The 15,860-nt window shown below is 63.4% G+C and carries 16 protein-coding genes and 1 pseudogene; 10 read left to right on the top strand and 7 right to left on the bottom strand.

The genetic code is table 11. The annotated features are described in order from the left end of the window. Positions 1-25 precede the first annotated feature (25 nt). From groL to AC04SH_RS27350, 3 genes are all read left to right on the top strand, one after another. The gene (gene groL / locus AC04SH_RS27360; RefSeq protein WP_488577309.1) at positions 26-1,654 is read left to right on the top strand and encodes a chaperonin GroEL; all 1,629 of its coding nucleotides are present in this window, start codon (positions 26-28) and stop codon (positions 1,652-1,654) included. 131 nt (positions 1,655-1,785) lie between these two features. Next, entirely contained in the window at positions 1,786-1,950 is a 165-nt protein-coding gene (locus AC04SH_RS27355) for a hypothetical protein (protein ID WP_477234187.1), read from the top strand. A gap of 194 nt (positions 1,951-2,144) precedes the next feature. Further along, positions 2,145-2,504, top strand: coding sequence for an SPW repeat protein (locus tag AC04SH_RS27350; protein WP_142866629.1), 360 nt, complete (start codon positions 2,145-2,147; stop codon positions 2,502-2,504). Between the two features lie 170 nt (positions 2,505-2,674). Here AC04SH_RS27350 and AC04SH_RS27345 read toward each other — a convergent pair whose 3' ends face one another. Both AC04SH_RS27345 and AC04SH_RS27340 read right to left on the bottom strand, forming a co-directional pair. Further along, positions 2,675-4,228 (bottom strand): trimethylamine methyltransferase family protein, encoded by a 1,554-nt coding sequence (locus AC04SH_RS27345; RefSeq protein WP_488577308.1) that lies wholly within the window; start codon positions 4,226-4,228, stop codon positions 2,675-2,677. 33 nt (positions 4,229-4,261) lie between these two features. Beyond that, a pseudogene (locus AC04SH_RS27340) lies at positions 4,262-4,513 on the bottom strand (FAD-dependent oxidoreductase); the annotation flags it as partial. A 111-nt stretch (positions 4,514-4,624) separates the two neighbouring features. Here AC04SH_RS27340 and AC04SH_RS27335 point away from each other — a divergent pair. The 5 genes from AC04SH_RS27335 to AC04SH_RS27315 all read left to right on the top strand — a co-directional run bounded on the left by AC04SH_RS27335 (position 4,625) and on the right by AC04SH_RS27315 (position 10,182). Beyond that, entirely contained in the window at positions 4,625-5,263 is a 639-nt protein-coding gene (locus AC04SH_RS27335) for a TetR/AcrR family transcriptional regulator (protein WP_488577307.1), read from the top strand. A gap of 152 nt (positions 5,264-5,415) precedes the next feature. Then, entirely contained in the window at positions 5,416-7,575 is a 2,160-nt protein-coding gene (locus AC04SH_RS27330) for a transglycosylase domain-containing protein (protein ID WP_488577306.1), read from the top strand. 80 nt (positions 7,576-7,655) lie between these two features. After that, positions 7,656-8,240, top strand: coding sequence for a DUF1214 domain-containing protein (locus AC04SH_RS27325; protein WP_112564152.1), 585 nt, complete (start codon positions 7,656-7,658; stop codon positions 8,238-8,240). Continuing rightward, positions 8,233-8,781, top strand: a complete 549-nt coding sequence (locus tag AC04SH_RS27320) for a DUF1254 domain-containing protein (protein WP_488577305.1) — start codon at positions 8,233-8,235, stop codon at positions 8,779-8,781. The genes AC04SH_RS27325 and AC04SH_RS27320 overlap by 8 nt, the downstream gene beginning before the upstream one ends. 402 nt (positions 8,782-9,183) lie before the next feature. Continuing rightward, positions 9,184-10,182, top strand: a complete 999-nt coding sequence (locus AC04SH_RS27315) for a hypothetical protein (RefSeq protein ID WP_488577304.1) — start codon at positions 9,184-9,186, stop codon at positions 10,180-10,182. Here the strand turns inward: AC04SH_RS27315 and AC04SH_RS27310 are convergent. The 3 genes from AC04SH_RS27310 to AC04SH_RS27300 all read right to left on the bottom strand — a co-directional run bounded on the left by AC04SH_RS27310 (position 10,169) and on the right by AC04SH_RS27300 (position 13,098). Continuing rightward, positions 10,169-10,516, bottom strand: a complete 348-nt coding sequence (locus AC04SH_RS27310; RefSeq protein ID WP_488577303.1) for a DUF1491 family protein — start codon at positions 10,514-10,516, stop codon at positions 10,169-10,171. The two genes, AC04SH_RS27315 and AC04SH_RS27310, sit on opposite strands and share 14 nt — an antisense overlap. 73 nt (positions 10,517-10,589) lie before the next feature. Next, positions 10,590-11,378, bottom strand: a complete 789-nt coding sequence (locus tag AC04SH_RS27305; RefSeq protein WP_488577302.1) for a peptidoglycan-binding domain-containing protein — start codon at positions 11,376-11,378, stop codon at positions 10,590-10,592. Next, positions 11,353-13,098 carry a PAS domain-containing sensor histidine kinase gene (locus AC04SH_RS27300; protein ID WP_488577346.1) on the bottom strand — a complete coding sequence of 582 codons (1,746 nt, stop codon included), beginning with the start codon at positions 13,096-13,098 and terminating at the stop codon, positions 11,353-11,355. The genes AC04SH_RS27305 and AC04SH_RS27300 overlap by 26 nt, the downstream gene beginning before the upstream one ends. Before the next feature lie 537 nt (positions 13,099-13,635). On the opposite strand from AC04SH_RS27300, the gene AC04SH_RS27295 reads away from it, so the two are divergent. Both AC04SH_RS27295 and AC04SH_RS27290 read left to right on the top strand, forming a co-directional pair. Next, positions 13,636-14,010, top strand: a complete 375-nt coding sequence (locus tag AC04SH_RS27295; protein WP_488577345.1) for a DUF5330 domain-containing protein — start codon at positions 13,636-13,638, stop codon at positions 14,008-14,010. 115 nt (positions 14,011-14,125) lie between these two features. Beyond that, positions 14,126-14,554, top strand: coding sequence for a SufE family protein (locus AC04SH_RS27290; protein ID WP_352585234.1), 429 nt, complete (start codon positions 14,126-14,128; stop codon positions 14,552-14,554). A gap of 60 nt (positions 14,555-14,614) precedes the next feature. Here AC04SH_RS27290 and AC04SH_RS27285 read toward each other — a convergent pair whose 3' ends face one another. Together AC04SH_RS27285 and AC04SH_RS27280 are read right to left on the bottom strand one after the other, a co-directional pair. Beyond that, the gene (locus AC04SH_RS27285; RefSeq protein ID WP_023673680.1) at positions 14,615-15,040 is read right to left on the bottom strand and encodes a Ros/MucR family transcriptional regulator; all 426 of its coding nucleotides are present in this window, start codon (positions 15,038-15,040) and stop codon (positions 14,615-14,617) included. Between the two features lie 415 nt (positions 15,041-15,455). Then, complete coding sequence (locus AC04SH_RS27280) at positions 15,456-15,827, bottom strand: SH3 domain-containing protein (RefSeq protein ID WP_488577301.1); 372 nt, start codon at positions 15,825-15,827, stop codon at positions 15,456-15,458. Positions 15,828-15,860 lie beyond the last annotated feature (33 nt).

Genomic DNA, 15,860 nt, shown 5'->3' with positions numbered 1-15,860 from the left:
TCCCTCTGAACGAACTGGATAAAAAATGTCTGCCAAGGAAATCAAATTCTCCACCGATGCGCGCGACCGCATGCTGCGCGGCGTCGAGATCCTCACCAATGCGGTGAAGGTCACGCTCGGCCCCAAGGGCCGCAACGTCATCATCGACAAGGCCTATGGCGCGCCGCGCATCACCAAGGACGGCGTCACCGTCGCCAAGGAAATCGAGCTTGCCGACAAGTTCGAGAACATGGGCGCGCAGATGGTGCGCGAAGTGGCCTCGAAGACCAACGACCTTGCGGGTGACGGCACCACCACTGCCACCGTGTTGGCCGCCTCGATTCTGCGCGAAGGCGCCAAGCTCGTTGCCGCCGGCATGAACCCGATGGACCTCAAGCGCGGCATCGACCAGGCTGTCGCCGCCGTGGTCAAAGACATCAAGGCGAAGGCCAAGAAGGTTAAGTCGTCGGCCGAGATCGCCCAGGTCGGCACCATCGCCGCCAATGGCGACGCCACCGTCGGCGCCATGATCGCCAAGGCGATGGACAAGGTCGGCAATGACGGCGTCATCACCGTCGAGGAGGCCAAGACCGCCGACACCGAACTCGACGTCGTCGAAGGCATGCAGTTCGACCGCGGCTATCTCTCGCCCTATTTCGTCACCAATGCCGACAAGATGCGCGTCGAACTGGAAGAGCCTTACGTTCTCATCCACGAGAAGAAGCTCGGCAATCTGCAGGCGATGCTGCCGATCCTTGAGGCGGTGGTGCAGAGCGGCCGGCCGCTGCTGATCATTTCGGAAGACGTGGAGGGCGAAGCGCTGGCGACGTTGGTCGTCAACAAACTGCGCGGCGGCCTCAAGGTCGCGGCCGTCAAGGCGCCAGGCTTCGGCGACCGCCGCAAGGCGATGCTGGAAGACATCGCGGTGCTGACATCGGGCCAGATGATTTCCGAGGATCTCGGCATCAAGCTCGAAAACGTCACCATCGAGATGCTCGGCCGCGCCAAGCGGGTGCTGATCGAGAAGGACACCACCACGATCATCGACGGCGCCGGCACCAAGGCGACCATCCAGGCGCGCATCGCCCAGATCAAGGGGCAGATCGAAGAGACGACGTCCGACTATGACAAGGAGAAGCTGCAGGAGCGGCTGGCCAAGCTCGCCGGCGGCGTTGCCGTCATCCGCGTCGGTGGCGTCACCGAGTCGGAAGTGAAGGAAAAGAAGGACCGCATCGACGACGCACTGAACGCCACGCGCGCGGCAGTGGAAGAAGGCATCGTCCCCGGTGGCGGCGTCGCACTGCTGCGTGCCAGGTCGGCTCTGGCCGGACTGACCGGCGCCAATGACGATGTGACCGCCGGCATTTCGATCGTGCTCAGGGCACTCGAAGCGCCGATCCGCCAGATCGCCGAGAATTCCGGCGTCGAAGGCTCGATCGTCGTCGGCAAGCTGTCCGACAGCAAGGATCACAATCAGGGCTTTGATGCCCAGAACGAGGTCTATGTCGACATGATCAAGGCCGGCATCGTCGACCCGGCGAAAGTGGTGCGCACCGCACTGCAGGATGCCGGTTCGATCGCAGCGCTTTTGATCACCGCCGAAGCCATGATCACCGACGTCCCGGCCAAGGATGCAGCACCTGCGGGCGCTGGCGGCGGCATGGGCGGCTACTGACCACCCGCCTGAAAGGCCTGCCCGGGAAAGCCGGACGGGCGTAAACAGAACAGCGGCCGCCGGGGGCATTTCCCCGGCGCGCCCAAGGATTTCCGTCAGTCAGCAGTCAGCAACGACAGGGAGATCGACAGATGATCAATTTCGCCCCGAAGCCGAATGCTGTGCCCGCGACCAAGCCGGCCGAGGAAAGCCGCTTCGATCGCATTCGCCGGCTTGCCGCCGACAAGCACAGGCAGACCGATGCCGGCACGATACGCCGCGAACCACCGAAGACCGGCGACAAGCGGCCCATGTGAGGCGCGCGCCGCATTCCCTCAAGAGGCCGGGGCTGCCTCGACCCTGTTTCGGTGTACTGCGCTATGAATTCGCAGCCATCGACCGCCCTGGGGCAGGTCCTTGAAGGTCATTTGAAGCGTAATTATATCAACAACTAAGCGTGCGGTGCACGCGAAACGTAGTGCTTTGGTCAAGCTTCTCTATGGAGGTTGTCATGGCCAATAAACTCATGGAAGGAAAACGGGCCCAGGATCTGATTAATCTGATCCTTGCCGTTTGCTTGTTCATCTCACCCTGGGTAGTCGGCTTCGCTGCTGAAATGACTCCCGCATATAACGCCTGGATTGTCGGCGTTGTGATCGGGGCCTTGGCTGTCGCGACGCTTTCCGTATTCGCCGAGTGGGAAGAGTGGGTGAACATGGTTCTCGGACTCTGGCTGATCGTCTCGCCCTGGCTGCTTGGTTTTATGGCGAACGCAAACGCAATGGGGACCCATGTGGTTCTCGGCGTGCTGGTGGTTCTCGCATCGGCCTGGGCAGTCTGGGACTTCCGTCACCCGCACGCGCATGCGTGATCGGTGACGACAAAAGGGAGGAGCCCGGCGCGTGAGCGGCGGGCTCCGCTGATCGCTGAGAGCGATACGTCGGCCCGTGAGCCGGGCCGCGTGCGTATAGCGTGAAAAACAGGACCGCCCGCTCAATATTCCGGCGGCGCAGCAGACCATCATTGCCGGTTGCGTTCCCTTCACGAGACCGGTGCTGCCCCACCCTGTTCGGTGCGCCGCGCTATGAATTCATCGAGAATACCTGATGTAGCAGCCGCCGAAGCCGGCGGCTGGAAGTCGGCCAGCGTGCGCTTCCAGATGCCGGTGGCGCGCTCGGTGGCCGACTTCGAGCCGGACTGCGTCCAGTTGCCGAAATTCGACCAGTCGGCAACCAGTGGCTCGTAGAAGGCGGTGCGGTAGCGCGCCATGGTGTGGCCGGCGGAGAAGAAATGTCCGCCCGGCTGGACTTCGGCGATGGCCTCGAAGCCGATCGCGTCCTCATCGCCCGGGGTCGCCCCACAGAGTTCGGCGACTGTCTGCAACGCCTCGATATCGGTGATCAGCTTCTCGTAGGAGACGCTGAGGCCGCCCTCCAGCCAGCCCGCGGCATGGATGCAGACGGTGGCGCCGGCAAGCACCGAGCCCCACAGCGCGAACTGCGTCTCATGCGCTGCCTGCACATCCGAGATGTTGGCCGCACTTCCACCGCCGGAGCGCCAGGGCAGGCCGGTGAAGCGCGCCAGCTGGCCGGCGCCCAGCGTCGCCTTGACATGCTCCGGCGTGCCGAAGGCCGGCGCGCCCGACTTCATGTCGACATTGGAGGAGAAAGAGCCGTACACCACCGGCGCGCCCGGCCGCACCACCTGCGCCAGCGCGAGACCAGCCAGCGCTTCGGCATGCTGCAGCGTCAATGCGCCCGCCACGGTGATCGGCGCCATGGCGCCGGCCAGGCAGAAGGGTGTGATGACAGAGACCTGGCCCGCCCTGGCAAAGTCGATGATGCCTTGCGCCATCGGGATGTCGAGCTGGCGCGGCGAGTTGGTGTTGATGACGGTGTAGCAATGGACGCCGGCAAGGAACTCGTCCTGCGACAGGCCACGCGCCAGCCGGATCATCTCAAACCCATCCTCGACCTGCGGCGTGCCGCGCGCGAAGACGAAGGGAAACTTGTCCGACAGCGTCAGCTGCGCCCGGTTGGCGGCATAGTGGCGCAACCGGTTGTCGATGTCCTGAGGTTCGATGCAGGGGCACAGCATGTGCAGCACGTCGAAATGCTGGATGAGCTTGGTCAATTCCTCGAAGGCGGCGAGCGTGCCTGGCCGGCGGCCGCGTTCGAGATCGGTGACGTTAGGCGCGCCGGCGCCGGCCAGAAACGTCATCGAGCCGAGTTCGAGCGTGAGGTCGCGGCTGCGATCGCCGGCCAGCGCCCGGATGGATTTGGGCGCCGAGGCCAGCGCGGCCGTTACGATATCGCGGCCGACGCGCACCATCTGGCTGTCCTCATCGACCAGCGCACCGGCTTTCGCGTAAATCGCGCGCGCCTCGGGCAGCAGCACCTTGATGCCGAGCTCTTCCAGCACCCGCAGCGCCGTGTCGTGGATGGCAGCGACGCGATCGTCCGAAAACACCGGCTGCGGCAGGAACGGGTTTTTGAGCGAACGATAATTCGGGTGGCGGCTCGACCCGCTGCCGGCCTCACCGGTGTGTCCGCGCCGGCGCTCACGCCTGGTCTCCCTTATGACATCATCGACCATGGCCAAAACTCCTCATTGCCGCATTGCCTTACCCAGGCCGGCGTTCCGGCCGGACTCGGCCTCGATCTCGCGATAGAGCTTGATCGTATAGTCCTGCAGGGCCGCGACATTGGGATCGGCGTTGAGGGCGTGGAAGCCGGCCGCCGCATGCCAGGTCGAACCAGCGGTCAGCTCAGCACGCTCGATCAGCGCCACCTCGCTCCAGCCGAAGCGCGCCAGATGGTAGAGCACCGAGGCGCCGACCACGCCTCCGCCGATGACGACCGCCCAATAATGCGACTTCACGGGCCTCTCCCTCCCGTTCGATGCCCACACGATACATATACTGGACACATGTGTCTAGGCACTTATGTCCAGAGCTTGCGCGATGCTGCGCGCCATGCCACTTGTGTGTCCATGATCATGATCGCACCGCAGGACGAACCGGCGCCCGGCAACATCAAGGTGACCCGCCAGGACTGGATCGATCTGGCGCTGCAGACGCTGATCTCGGACGGCATAGAGAGCGTGCGGGTGCTGACGCTCGGCCAGAAACTCGGCGTCTCGCGCTCGAGCTTCTACTGGTATTTCCAGAGCCGCCAGGACCTGCTCGACCAGTTGCTCGCCCATTGGCATGACACCAACACCAAGGCGATCGTCGAGCGCGCAAAGCGGGCGGCCGATACGATCATCATGGCCGTCATGAATGTCTTCGAATGCTGGGCCGACGAGCGCCTGTTCGATCCAAGGCTCGATTTCGCCATCCGCGAATGGGCACGGCGCTCAGACGATGTTCGTGCCGCCATCGACCAGGCCGACAACGACCGTCTTGGCGCCATCCGCGAGATGTATCGTCGCCACGGCTATGACGAGGAAGACGCTTTCATCCGGGCACGCGTCCTCTACTACATGCAGATCGGCTATTACGTGCTCGACCTCAAGGAGCCGGTCGAGGCGCGGGTCAGCCATCTCGCCGCCTATCTGCGCGCCTTCACCGGCCAGGAGCCGAGCGATGCGGATGTAGCGCATTTCATGCACTTCATCGCCGCGCGCTGATCGAATAGCGGTTGGCGGCCAACAATCCGTGCGGTGTGGCCTGGCTGCCCTTGTGAGCCGGGCTGAAATGGATGAATAGTCTTCGCCGGGTGTGCCCGCCCTGAAATTGCCCGCTTGCGGTTCTCAGGTCTTGGGTGGGGTGAGTTTCGGGAATGGCCAGTCCTTTAGAACGACGTCCAAGGAGAAGAGGCCCGATCGCCGCAGCGCTGCTGGCGGTGGATGCGTGGATCGATTCCTCACTCTACGAAATCCGCTTCAAGGCCGGCCAGTTCTGGGAATCGGCGACCATTTTTTCGCGGCGCTTCCGCGTCACCGGTTGGCGGCGCGGCATCATCGAGGTGCTGAGCGAAAGTTTCACCATGGGCGCCGGCGGCTTCGTCGTGCTCCTGGCGCTGGCCATGCCGGCCTTCCAGATCACCACAGGCGACTGGCGCAGCCAGGGCGATTTCGCCGTCACCTTCCTCGACCGCTACGGCAACGAGATCGGCCAGCGCGGCATCATCCAGCGCGATTCGGTGCCGGTCGACGAGATGCCGGACCATGTCATCAAGGCGGTGCTGGCGACCGAGGACCGGCGTTTCTTCGAGCACTACGGCATCGACGTGCTCGGCCTGTCGCGCGCCATCTTCGAGAATGTACGGGCCAATTCCGTGGTCCAGGGCGGCTCCAGCATCACCCAGCAGCTGGCCAAGAACCTGTTCCTGTCGAATGAGCGGACCTTGCAGCGCAAGATCAAGGAAGCCTTCCTGTCGCTGTGGCTGGAGGCCAATCTGTCGAAGAAGGAGATCCTGCAACTCTATCTCGACCGCGCCTATATGGGCGGCGGCACGTTCGGCATCGAGGCGGCGGCGGATTTCTATTTCGGCAAGAGCGTCAAGGATCTGAACCTCGCCGAGGCGGCGATGCTGGCCGGCCTGTTCAAGGCGCCGACCAAATACGCGCCGCACATCAACCTGCCGGCTGCCCGCGCCCGCGCCAATGTGGTGCTGTCCAACCTCGTCGATTCCGGCTTCATGACCGAAGGCCAGGTGCTGCAAGCAAGGCTGCATCCAGCCGAGATCGTCGACCGCGGCGAGCAGAAGAGCCCGGATTATTTCCTCGACTGGGCCTTCGACGAGGTCAAGAAGATCGCCAAGCCCGGCCAGCATTCGCTGGTCGCGCACACCACATTCGACGCCAACATCCAGAAGGCGGCGGAAGAATCGGTTGAATTCCATCTCCGCCAGTTCGGCAAGGAATACAACGTCACCGAAGGCGCCGTTGTAGTGATCGAGACCAATGGCGCGGTGCGCGCCATTGTCGGCGGCCGCGACTATGGCGCCAGCCAGTTCAACCGCGCCACCAAGGCGCTGCGCCAGACCGGTTCGTCCTTCAAACCTTACGTCTACGCCACCGCGATGGAGCATGGCTTCACCCCGGACTCCGTCGTCTCAGGCGGGCCGATCAGCTGGGGCGGCTGGTCGCCGCACAATTACAATGGCGGCTCGGCCGGCAATGTGACGCTGATCACGGCGATCGCCAAGTCGATCAACACCGTGCCGGTGCGGCTGGCCAAGGACTATCTCGGCATCGGTCCGATCAAGGCGATGGCGGAATCATTCGGCGTGGAATCGCCGCTGGAATCGCACAAGACCATGGTGCTCGGCACATCGGGCATGACGGTGATGGACCAGGCGACGGGCTACAGCGTGTTCGCGCAGGACGGCTTCGCCGGCTCCCGCCACGGCATTACCCAGCTCGTCACCCGCACCGGCGATGTCGTCTACGACTGGGCCAAGGATGCGCCTGCGCCGCATCGGGTGCTGTCGGAACAGGCGTTGAAATACATGAACACCATGCTGGCTGCGGTACCGGCGATCGGTACGGCGCGGCGTGCGCAGCTGCCCAACATCGTCGTTGCCGGCAAGACCGGAACGACGCAATCCTACCGCGACGCCTGGTTCGTCGGCTTCACCGGCAACTACACGGCCGCTGTCTGGCTCGGCAATGACGACTTCACCCCGACCCGCAACATGACGGGCGGTACGTTGCCGGCGATGGTGTGGCAGCGACTGATGGTCTACGCGCACCAGAACATCGACTTGAAGCCAATCCCCGGCCTCGACAAGCCTTTTGTCGACGAAGAAATCGCCGCCAAGGCCGAGGAGGCGGAGAAGAAAAATGCCGATCAGACGGCAGCGGATGCCGCCGCCGAGCGCCCGCCCGTGCTGTCCAGCCGCACGACGCAGACACTGCGCGAAATGACCAAGGTGTTCCAGGCCGCGCCCGTGCTGGTCGCACCATCGGCGCCGGAGACCTTGTCGGCGCTCTGATCCGTCATTCCACAGGGCCGCTTGCCCTGCGGCCTGCCCCGCTATATCCCCGAACGACAATTCTCTCGTCCCGGTTCTTCATGCTCAAGACCGCCTTTTTCACGCTGCTTTCGCTTGCCATTGCCATCGGCGGCGGCGGCGGCAGTGTCTGGTATGCGCTGCAGGCGCAGAGCGGTGTCGGCGCGATCAGCATCGGCCAATGGACCGCCTTCCCCGAGATCGGCACGCAAGATGCCGACCCCTATTCGAAGGCGCGCGTGGCGCGCGAGGGCGTACTGGCGCTCGGCAAGGCGGAAGGCTTGTCCTTCATCGCCGAACGCGATGCGGCCGGCGATGAGCTTCAGCGGCAATGCGACTACAGGATCGAAGGCAGTTTCCCGACCGCCCGGTTCTGGACGCTTTATGCCGCCGACCAGTCGCTCGGCGTGGTCGACACCGGCAAGCCGCGCCTGGCGGCGCTGCAATCCTACCAGGTGCTGCGCCAGCCCGACAATTCGGTGATCATTGCCGTCGGCAATCGCCCGGCGCCCGGCAACTGGCTTCTGACCGAAGGCTTTGGCCGGATGTATTTCGTGCTCACCTTCTACGACACGCCGATCGCCTCAAGCACCGGCCTTTCCGACGTGACGCTGCCCCGTATCGTCAAGGCGGGCTGCAATGCGTAGGCTGCTGCACGCCATCCTGCTCGGCCTGCTCGGTGCCGGCATCGTCCACATCGTGGTGCTTTTGCTGGTGCCGGAGTTTACCGAGCGCGACGCCTGGTCGCGGCTGGCGATGGCTTCAGACCTCTACAAGATGACCAGGCTCGACGCCGAGGCCGGCGGCGCGCCCGTGGTGAAGTCGGTCGATCCGTTGTTTTACGCCGCCGCCTGCCGCTTCGACCTTGCCGAAGGCATGGTGCGGATCAAGGCGCCGGGCAGCGTGCCATTCTGGTCGGTTTCGGTCTATGACCGCAACGGCCACAATTTCTATTCCTTCAACGACCACACCGCGACCGACAACAAGCTCGACACCGTGGTGCTGACGCCGGCGCAGATGATCGACGTGCGACGGGAACTTCCAGAAGACCTGCAAGGGGCGATCTTCGTCGAAGCGCCGATCGAGGAAGGCATCTTCGTCATCCGTGCTTTCGTGCCTGACGATAGCTGGAAGCCGGTTGTGTCGCAGTTCCTGGACCAGAGCTCCTGCGAACTACAGGACTACTGATTTTAGCCCCGAAGAGAGCCTGCTCAGTGGTGCGGAACAGGCTTGCTTGGTGTGCCTGGCTTGTCCGAACCGGCCGGCCGCGCCTCGCCCGCCAATGGCGGATGCTCGTAGCGGACGCCTGGGAAAATGATCACCGCCGCCGGCGTGCCGGTGTCCTGAACTGCTCGATTGACTGGTGCCGGTCGCGGCACGAAAGACAGTACCATGCCCATGGTTCGCGTATTCCTCTCGGTTGCCCCGGAGCACAACGCAACGCCTCCAAATGTGATTAAGGCAGGCAGAGGGTTAACGGAGCGCTAACGGATCGCCGCTAATTTGATGTTTGTTCCAGACCTCACGCGAAACCGACACAGTTGCGGTTGAGCATGGTCCGGGTCGTGTCGAGTATCGGGCGTATCTTCCGTGTCAGTTTCGGATTTCAGGCAAATCGCTATACGGACGGAATCGGGAAAAGCCGAAAGGCTGTTTCGTGCCGCGGTGTCGGCGTTCTGCTCGCTGACCCGCCCATCGCGCCGCGAGATCGCCCAGCTCGAGGATCTGACGCTGCCGCTCTTCGACAGCGTGTCGGTCGAATCGCGCCGCTATGTCGCCGCTGCCCTCTCTGAATGCGAATATGCGCCGGCTGCCCTGGTGCGGCGGCTTTGCGAGGAGCCGGTCGATGTCTGCGCGCCCTTGCTGGTCCGCTCCCGCGCCCTGAGCGATATCGACCTGATTGCGCTGATCGGCCGGCACGGCCTGCCGCACGCGCGCGCCATTGCCCGCCGCAAGGATTTGAACCCGACCATCGCGCAGCTGATCAAGGCGCTGGAGAAACCGACGCTGGTGCGGGTGCGGCAGCCCGAGCCGATCGCCGAGGTGGCGGGCGACAGTGCCGAACTCGCTGCCCCCGCTCCCAGCCCGCCAAAACTACCCGGCAGCGCTGCCGAAAACGCCAGGCGCCGGCTACGCTCGATGATGCTCGCCGAGGGCGAGGCGACCTCGGTCAATCCCTTCGTCGGCTCAGCAACCTACGGCAAGCTGCGGGAGACGGCGCTGACCGGCAACGCCGCTTTCTTCCAGACCGCGCTTGCCGACGCGCTCGACATGGACTTTTCGACGGCGCGCGCGCTGACCGAGCAGTCGAGCTACCTCTCGCTGCTTGCCGCCTTGCGGGCGCTCGACCTCAGCGAGGACAGGGCGTTCCTGATCACGGTCGCGGTCTACCCCCGGGAGTTCCCGCACCCGCAGGCGATCCGCATCTTCCTCGACCGCTACCGCCTGCTGCACCACGAGGCAGCCCTCGAAAAGCTCCGCGGCTGGAAGGTCGAAACAGTGTCGCGAGCGGTGCGCGGCAACGCACCAGTCGCCGCAAACGCCGACCAGACGCCCGACGACAACAAAGCCAGCCTCAAGGCATCTTGACGGAGAGAAGCTCCTCGACCGGAACCGAGCCGGCCTCGATCTCGACCACCCAGATATCGGGATCGAATTTTTTTTCCCGCTCCAGCCTGGCGTCGAGCACGCTGGCATCTCCGCCGGCGCCGAGCAGCGTGAAAAACCGGTCATCCGGTTTGGCCGAATCGTAGCTCGTCTGCGGCGCCGGGCCGAACAGGGAGACCTCGCCCAGCCGGCCGCGCGACAGCACGAAGACAGCGCCGGCCTCGGTCGCGCCGCGCTTGACGACGGCCGCAAAGCCGCCGGCGCCGAACACGCGACGCAACAGGGCCGACACCCAAAGATCGGTGGTTACGCGCATGGCATGGTTCCGGACGACATGCGCAGGGTCTTAGCCGGATTTTCGCCCATCGGCGAGCGGTCGTCCGGTCTGCTCAGTTGGTCAGGCCGATTTCGCGCATCTTGACGTAGACGACCTCGTCCGGCTCGCCGGTCTGCGGCAGGCCGAACAGCGACTGGAATTCCTTGATCGCGGCCTTGGTGCGGGCGCCGACGACGCCGTCAAGCTGCATGTCGTCATTGCCGAATGCCTTCAACCCGGCCTGGATCTTGACGATGCGAGGATCGGGCGCCTGGGCGGATGCCGGTGCTGAGACCGGAATTGGCGCGGGGGCAGCCTCGGGCGCGGCAGCGGGAGCAGCGGCCATATCCACGGGCCGTGGCGCCGGATGGGGAATACCGGCCGTCGTCTGCTTGGCGCCGAGCTGGTCGAGCAGGACGGCGTCGATCTCTCCCGATGCCGGCAGACCGACCTTCTGCTGGTAGGCCTGGATGGCCTTGTGGGTATTCGGCCCGGAAATGCCGTCGACGGTGCCTGCGTAGAAATCGAGGTCCTTGAGGATGCCTTGCACCTGCTCGACCGTCGGGTCGCTCTTGGCCGGCGCCGGGCCAGGCCGCAGTATGTTGATGGTGGTTTCGGGTTCGTCCGCGCCGGGGTGCGGAAAACCCTCGATGCTGCGGGTGGCGAAGAAGGCGCCGGCATGCGGAAACGGCTGGTACCACAGCGCGTTGGCGGAAACGTAGAACAGCGTCACCAGAAAGGCTGTCGAGCCGCCGACCAGGACCGGATTGCGCGAGATCGCGCCGCCAAGCGCAACCGCGCCGGCCTCGAAAGCGCCGCTGCGGCGCTTGACCGCCTTAGGCTGTTTTGCGGAGCGAGCCATTCCTGTCCCCTTTCGCGTCGCCCTTCGTCCTGGTCGCGGGCATCGGCAGCACGCCGTTCCTGTCGGTCGTGCGCTTCTTCGGCCCGTTCACCGGCAGGCTGATCGTGACCGTGGTCCCCTCGCCCGGCATACTCTCGATCGACATCGTGCCGTCGTGCAAGGCCACGAGGCCCTTGACCAGCGACAGGCCGAGCCCGGTGCCCTCAAAGCGGCGCGTATAGTCATTCTGGATCTGCATGAACGGCTTGCCGAGATTGGCGAAATCCTCTTCGGCGATACCGATGCCGGTGTCCCTGACCCAGAAATGCAGCCGCGAGCCGATCCGCTTGGCGCCAACGACGACATCACCGCCGTCGGGCGTAAACTTGATCGCATTGGAGACGAGGTTGATCAGGATCTGCTGCACGGCGCGACGGTCGGCATTGATCTCACCGGCATCGGGCGCAATCTGCGCCTGGAGGTCGATGTTCTTGGCGTTGGCCTGCAGCTGCATCATCGACTGACACATCTCGACCGCCTCGATGAAGCGGAACGGTTCGGGCTCGGTTGCATAGGCGCCGGCCTCGATCCTCGACACGTCCAGGATCGAGGTAACGACGGCAAGCAAATGCTGGCCCGAATCCCTGACCAGGCCGACATATTCCTTCTGGCGCGGGTCCTTGAAGCCGCCGAACATCTCGTGCAGCAGCATATCGGAAAAACCGATGATGGCGTTGAGCGGCGTGCGAAGCTCGTGGCTGACGACCGCCAGGAAGCGGCCCTTCGCCACCTCGGCCGACGCTGCAGCCTCATTGGCGGCGGCAAGCTCGTCGCGCAGTTCGGCGATCTCGTCGTTCTCGCGCAGCAGCAGGGTGAAGGTTTCCTGATGCTCTTCGGCCCGAACCAGTTCGAGCTGGAATGGCCGGTAATTGTCGGCCATCGGAGCATTGCCGTCCTGGGGCAGCCGTACCCGAAGATCGAGCCGCCGCGCCAAGGCGCCGTCGCGCAGGTCGGCAAGCGCGCTCAGATAAGCAACGCGGTCGGACAGATGGATGCGGTCAAACAGGCCGGCGCCGAAAAGCAGTTCCGGCGGCAGCTTCAGGATGGTGCGCGCCTTGGCCGAGGCATCCAGAACCTCGCCATGCCGGGCGACATGCAGGACAACGGCGTCGATCATGTCCTCGAGGCGGTCGCTTGGAAGGAGCGCGGGCTGCGCGCGTGCGGCATCGCCAAGGGCTGCAAGCCGGGGAACCAGCGTCAGCCCCCAGGCCAACGGCAGAAGCCAGTGCCACACCGCGACTTGCACCGCGCCGAGCGGGACGACAGTGCCGACAAAGGGCTGCAGCAGCACTGCGGCAAGGGCGGAAATGCCGCCCCAAAGTGCCGCGCGCTTTGAACCAGCGATCCACCAGGCTTCGAATGGCAGCGCCAGAGCCAGCAGCGCTACCGGCGACGCCAGGCCGCCTGCTGCCGCGATGGCGCCGGCAAGGGCAAGACCGCCGGCGGCAAGCGCGACCTGGGCGACCAGCGCCATCTTGCCCGACGCCGCCACCAGCAAGGCGGCGAACCAGCAAAGACCGAAGGCAGCAAAGATAGTTGCGACGGTGACGGCGGCGCCCATGCCCGAGGTGACCAGTGTCACCGCGGCACCCGCGGCAAAGAACGGAGCGGCAAGCATGATGCCGATGAACCGGCGCTGGCGCAGGCGGTGGTCCCGGCCAACGATGGCCGGATGGACCATGCGTTCGCAACCGGCCGCCAGCGCGCCAGGCAGTTCAAGATATCTGGCCTTTATCAAACTCAACTCAACGCACTCGCACCCGGTCGTGACTGCCCCTGCTTTGCAGGTCGTTTTTGTTTGTTTGAAACTCGCATCGAGCGTTTAAGGAATGAATAAGGCTGACCGGAACAACGACCTCCCTGCGGCAAAAATCGCGGCGCAGGCGCCAGAATGCACCGTCATTTGCGGCCATAGTAAACGGAGCGTTATGTGCAAAAGGCGTGCCTGCGGCGGCAAAATCCTGAGCCGGCATGCCAGCACCTCTGGATATATCCATTCATAACAATCGCTTAGATGGTTAGTGCAAGGTGAAGAGAACCGCCGGCATTTGAAGCCAATGCATTGCAAAGTGCTTCGTTTCGAATTTGCCTAAAATTTGAGGAAAATTTTCGCTGAGCAAGCAAGCCGTCCTTTGCGCCTCATGTGTCAATTGTCGCTGTGATAAAAGAGGTCATGGCGCATGGACGCATGATCCGTCATGGACGAGAGGGCAATTCGATGGGCTTTCTGATAAGAATGGCGTTCTGGTTTTCGCTGGTGCTGCTGGCGCTGCCACTGAGCGCCGGCTCCGACGAAGAGGGCCACGAGAGCGTCGGGCCGATCCAGGCACTGTTTGCGGCGCGCGAGGCGGTCGGCGACATCGCCGGTATTTGCGAGCGCAAGCCCGATGTCTGCGAGACCGGCAAGTCGGCGATGCATACGATCACCGCCCGGGCCAAGGAAACCGCCAAGATCGCCGCCGCCATGCTGGACGACCAGGGCACCGAGCCCGAGACGTCGCCCGATACCTCACTGGCCACCGGCAGCGTCGCCGAGGACATTGTGCTGCCGGCGACCGTCAACATCCCTGCCAAGCTGGTGGCGAAGAACTAACACCGTTTCCGCTGTCTCTACAGCGACACCGCAGGCCGGTCGGACCTCTCGGCGCCTGCGGTGCTTTTCTTCTTTTTCCGTGACGCCGCGGCCGCGGATGACTATATCCCAAGCAATGGCCACGACGATCCAGACGATCCGCGACGACTTTTCCCTGCTCGACGAGTGGGAAGACCGCTATCGCTATGTGATCGAGCTCGGCGAAGCGCTGCCGCCATTTCCCGACGCCGAACGCAATGCCGTGAACAAGGTGCCCGGCTGCGTCAGCCAGGTCTGGCTGACCACTGAACAAGCCCCGGGCGCCGATCCCGTCATCACCTTCACTGGCGATTCGGACGCCCATATCGTGCGCGGCCTGGTCGCCATCATGCTGGCGTTGTTTTCGGGACGGTCCGCCAGCCAGATCCTGGAAACCGACGCCGAGGCGACGCTGAAGTCGCTCGGCCTCGACGAACATCTGTCGCCGCAGCGCGCCAACGGTCTGCGCTCGATGGTCAAGCGCATCAAGCGCGATGCCGAAATGGCGCTCAAGCAGACCGCATAATTCCGGAAACAAAAACGGCGCCTCGAAGGCGCCGTTGATCTTGTCGAACTGGAGCCGGTGCTACCGACCCTTGCGCTTGCGACCGAGGCCCATCTTCTTGGCCAGCTGCGAACGGGCAGCGGCATAATTGGGGGCAACCATCGGGTAGCTGGCGTCCAGGTTCCACTTCTCGCGGTATTCATCGGGCGTCAGACCGTAGTGAGTCATCAAATGACGCTTCAGTGACTTGAATTTCTTGCCGTCTTCGAGACAGACGATGTAGTCGTCATGGACAGAGCGCTTCGGGTTTACCGCTGGCTTCTGTTTGTCGGCCGGAGGCTGTTCGCTTGCTCCGCCCACGCGCCCGAGAGCAGCATGGACGTCGGCGATAAGATTCGGCAGTTCGCCGACTGGCACGGGATTGTTGCTGACGTAGGCGGCGACCACATCGGCGGTCAGCTCGATCAGCGCATCGCTATTTCTGGAAGGTGTTTCGACGATATCCATGGTGTTCAGGCCCCAACGAAAGATGTTTCTGTTTGCGCCCTTTTTGAGAGATCGGGCATGGCGCGAATTTCACGCGGGAAGAGCTTCATGGATTCGCGTCCGGGCATCTTAATGAGCCTACTGACCAAGTAAGTCAATTCGCATCTTGCGCTATATTCAACGATATTCATCGAATAGTCGCTCTTCAGCTTCAATCTTTCGTGCACTCTGTAACTTCGCGATATTTTCTGGTCGGACCAGGACTGGCATGACGTAGGGTCATGCATCACTAAATCAGCAAGGACTCATAAAATGGATTGCGATGCTTAGCCTATGCTTTGTAGGCTCGAATAGCTGAATTGCTGGATGCGTACAAAATCAGAAGTTGCAAGGTGTTTACGAAACCCGCCGCAGGAAGACCTGCTTTAGACCGGATTCAATAGGGAACGAGGTATTTTCCGTAGACCCAGCCAGCAACGAAACCACCATTTTGCGCCGGGTCGTGCCAAACTTGACACCATTGGTAGCGAATTGCCTGTTTCTGTTTCCAGTCCGGCTTGCCGGCGATCTCCAGAAGGTTCAGCCCCCCGGTGCACTTGCCGGTCATCTGCAGGATGGTCCCGTTGGGATAGGCCGCCTGCTTCTGGGATGCGTTGGACGGATATTTGCGAACGTTGAGCGTATCGCCGAACGGCACGCCAGCCACTTGCCAAGCGGCGAACGCGGTTGCATGAGACTGGCCGGTGAAAGCCAGAACGGTCGAAGCGACGGCGAGAGCCGCAGCGGTGCTGACATAGAAATTCGTCATGCTCTCCTCCCGTACATCTTCTGCGGCTCATCT

The sequence above is a fragment of the Mesorhizobium sp. CNPSo 4688 genome (assembly GCF_057784295.1).
The sequence above is the reverse complement of the archived record's forward strand: the minus strand, read 5'-3'. Positions and strand labels throughout refer to the sequence as shown.

Excerpts from the sequence above, each read along its gene's own strand:
- AC04SH_RS27350 (WP_142866629.1), top strand. The coding sequence starts at position 2,145 with ATGGCCAATAAACTCATGGAAGGAAAACGGGCCCAGGATCTGATTAAT.
- AC04SH_RS27305 (WP_488577302.1), bottom strand. The coding sequence starts at position 11,378 with ATGGCTCGCTCCGCAAAACAGCCTAAGGCGGTCAAGCGCCGCAGCGGC.
- AC04SH_RS27325 (WP_112564152.1), top strand. The coding sequence starts at position 7,656 with ATGCTCAAGACCGCCTTTTTCACGCTGCTTTCGCTTGCCATTGCCATC.
- AC04SH_RS27355 (WP_477234187.1), top strand. The coding sequence starts at position 1,786 with ATGATCAATTTCGCCCCGAAGCCGAATGCTGTGCCCGCGACCAAGCCG.
- AC04SH_RS27310 (WP_488577303.1), bottom strand. The coding sequence starts at position 10,516 with ATGCGCGTAACCACCGATCTTTGGGTGTCGGCCCTGTTGCGTCGCGTG.
- AC04SH_RS27345 (WP_488577308.1), bottom strand. The coding sequence starts at position 4,228 with ATGGTCGATGATGTCATAAGGGAGACCAGGCGTGAGCGCCGGCGCGGA.
- AC04SH_RS27335 (WP_488577307.1), top strand. The coding sequence starts at position 4,625 with ATGATCATGATCGCACCGCAGGACGAACCGGCGCCCGGCAACATCAAG.
- AC04SH_RS27285 (WP_023673680.1), bottom strand. The coding sequence starts at position 15,040 with ATGGATATCGTCGAAACACCTTCCAGAAATAGCGATGCGCTGATCGAG.
- AC04SH_RS27320 (WP_488577305.1), top strand. The coding sequence starts at position 8,233 with ATGCGTAGGCTGCTGCACGCCATCCTGCTCGGCCTGCTCGGTGCCGGC.
- AC04SH_RS27290 (WP_352585234.1), top strand. The coding sequence starts at position 14,126 with ATGGCCACGACGATCCAGACGATCCGCGACGACTTTTCCCTGCTCGAC.
- AC04SH_RS27330 (WP_488577306.1), top strand. The coding sequence starts at position 5,416 with ATGGCCAGTCCTTTAGAACGACGTCCAAGGAGAAGAGGCCCGATCGCC.
- AC04SH_RS27280 (WP_488577301.1), bottom strand. The coding sequence starts at position 15,827 with ATGACGAATTTCTATGTCAGCACCGCTGCGGCTCTCGCCGTCGCTTCG.
- groL (WP_488577309.1), top strand. The coding sequence starts at position 26 with ATGTCTGCCAAGGAAATCAAATTCTCCACCGATGCGCGCGACCGCATG.
- AC04SH_RS27295 (WP_488577345.1), top strand. The coding sequence starts at position 13,636 with ATGGGCTTTCTGATAAGAATGGCGTTCTGGTTTTCGCTGGTGCTGCTG.
- AC04SH_RS27300 (WP_488577346.1), bottom strand. The coding sequence starts at position 13,098 with ATGGTCCATCCGGCCATCGTTGGCCGGGACCACCGCCTGCGCCAGCGC.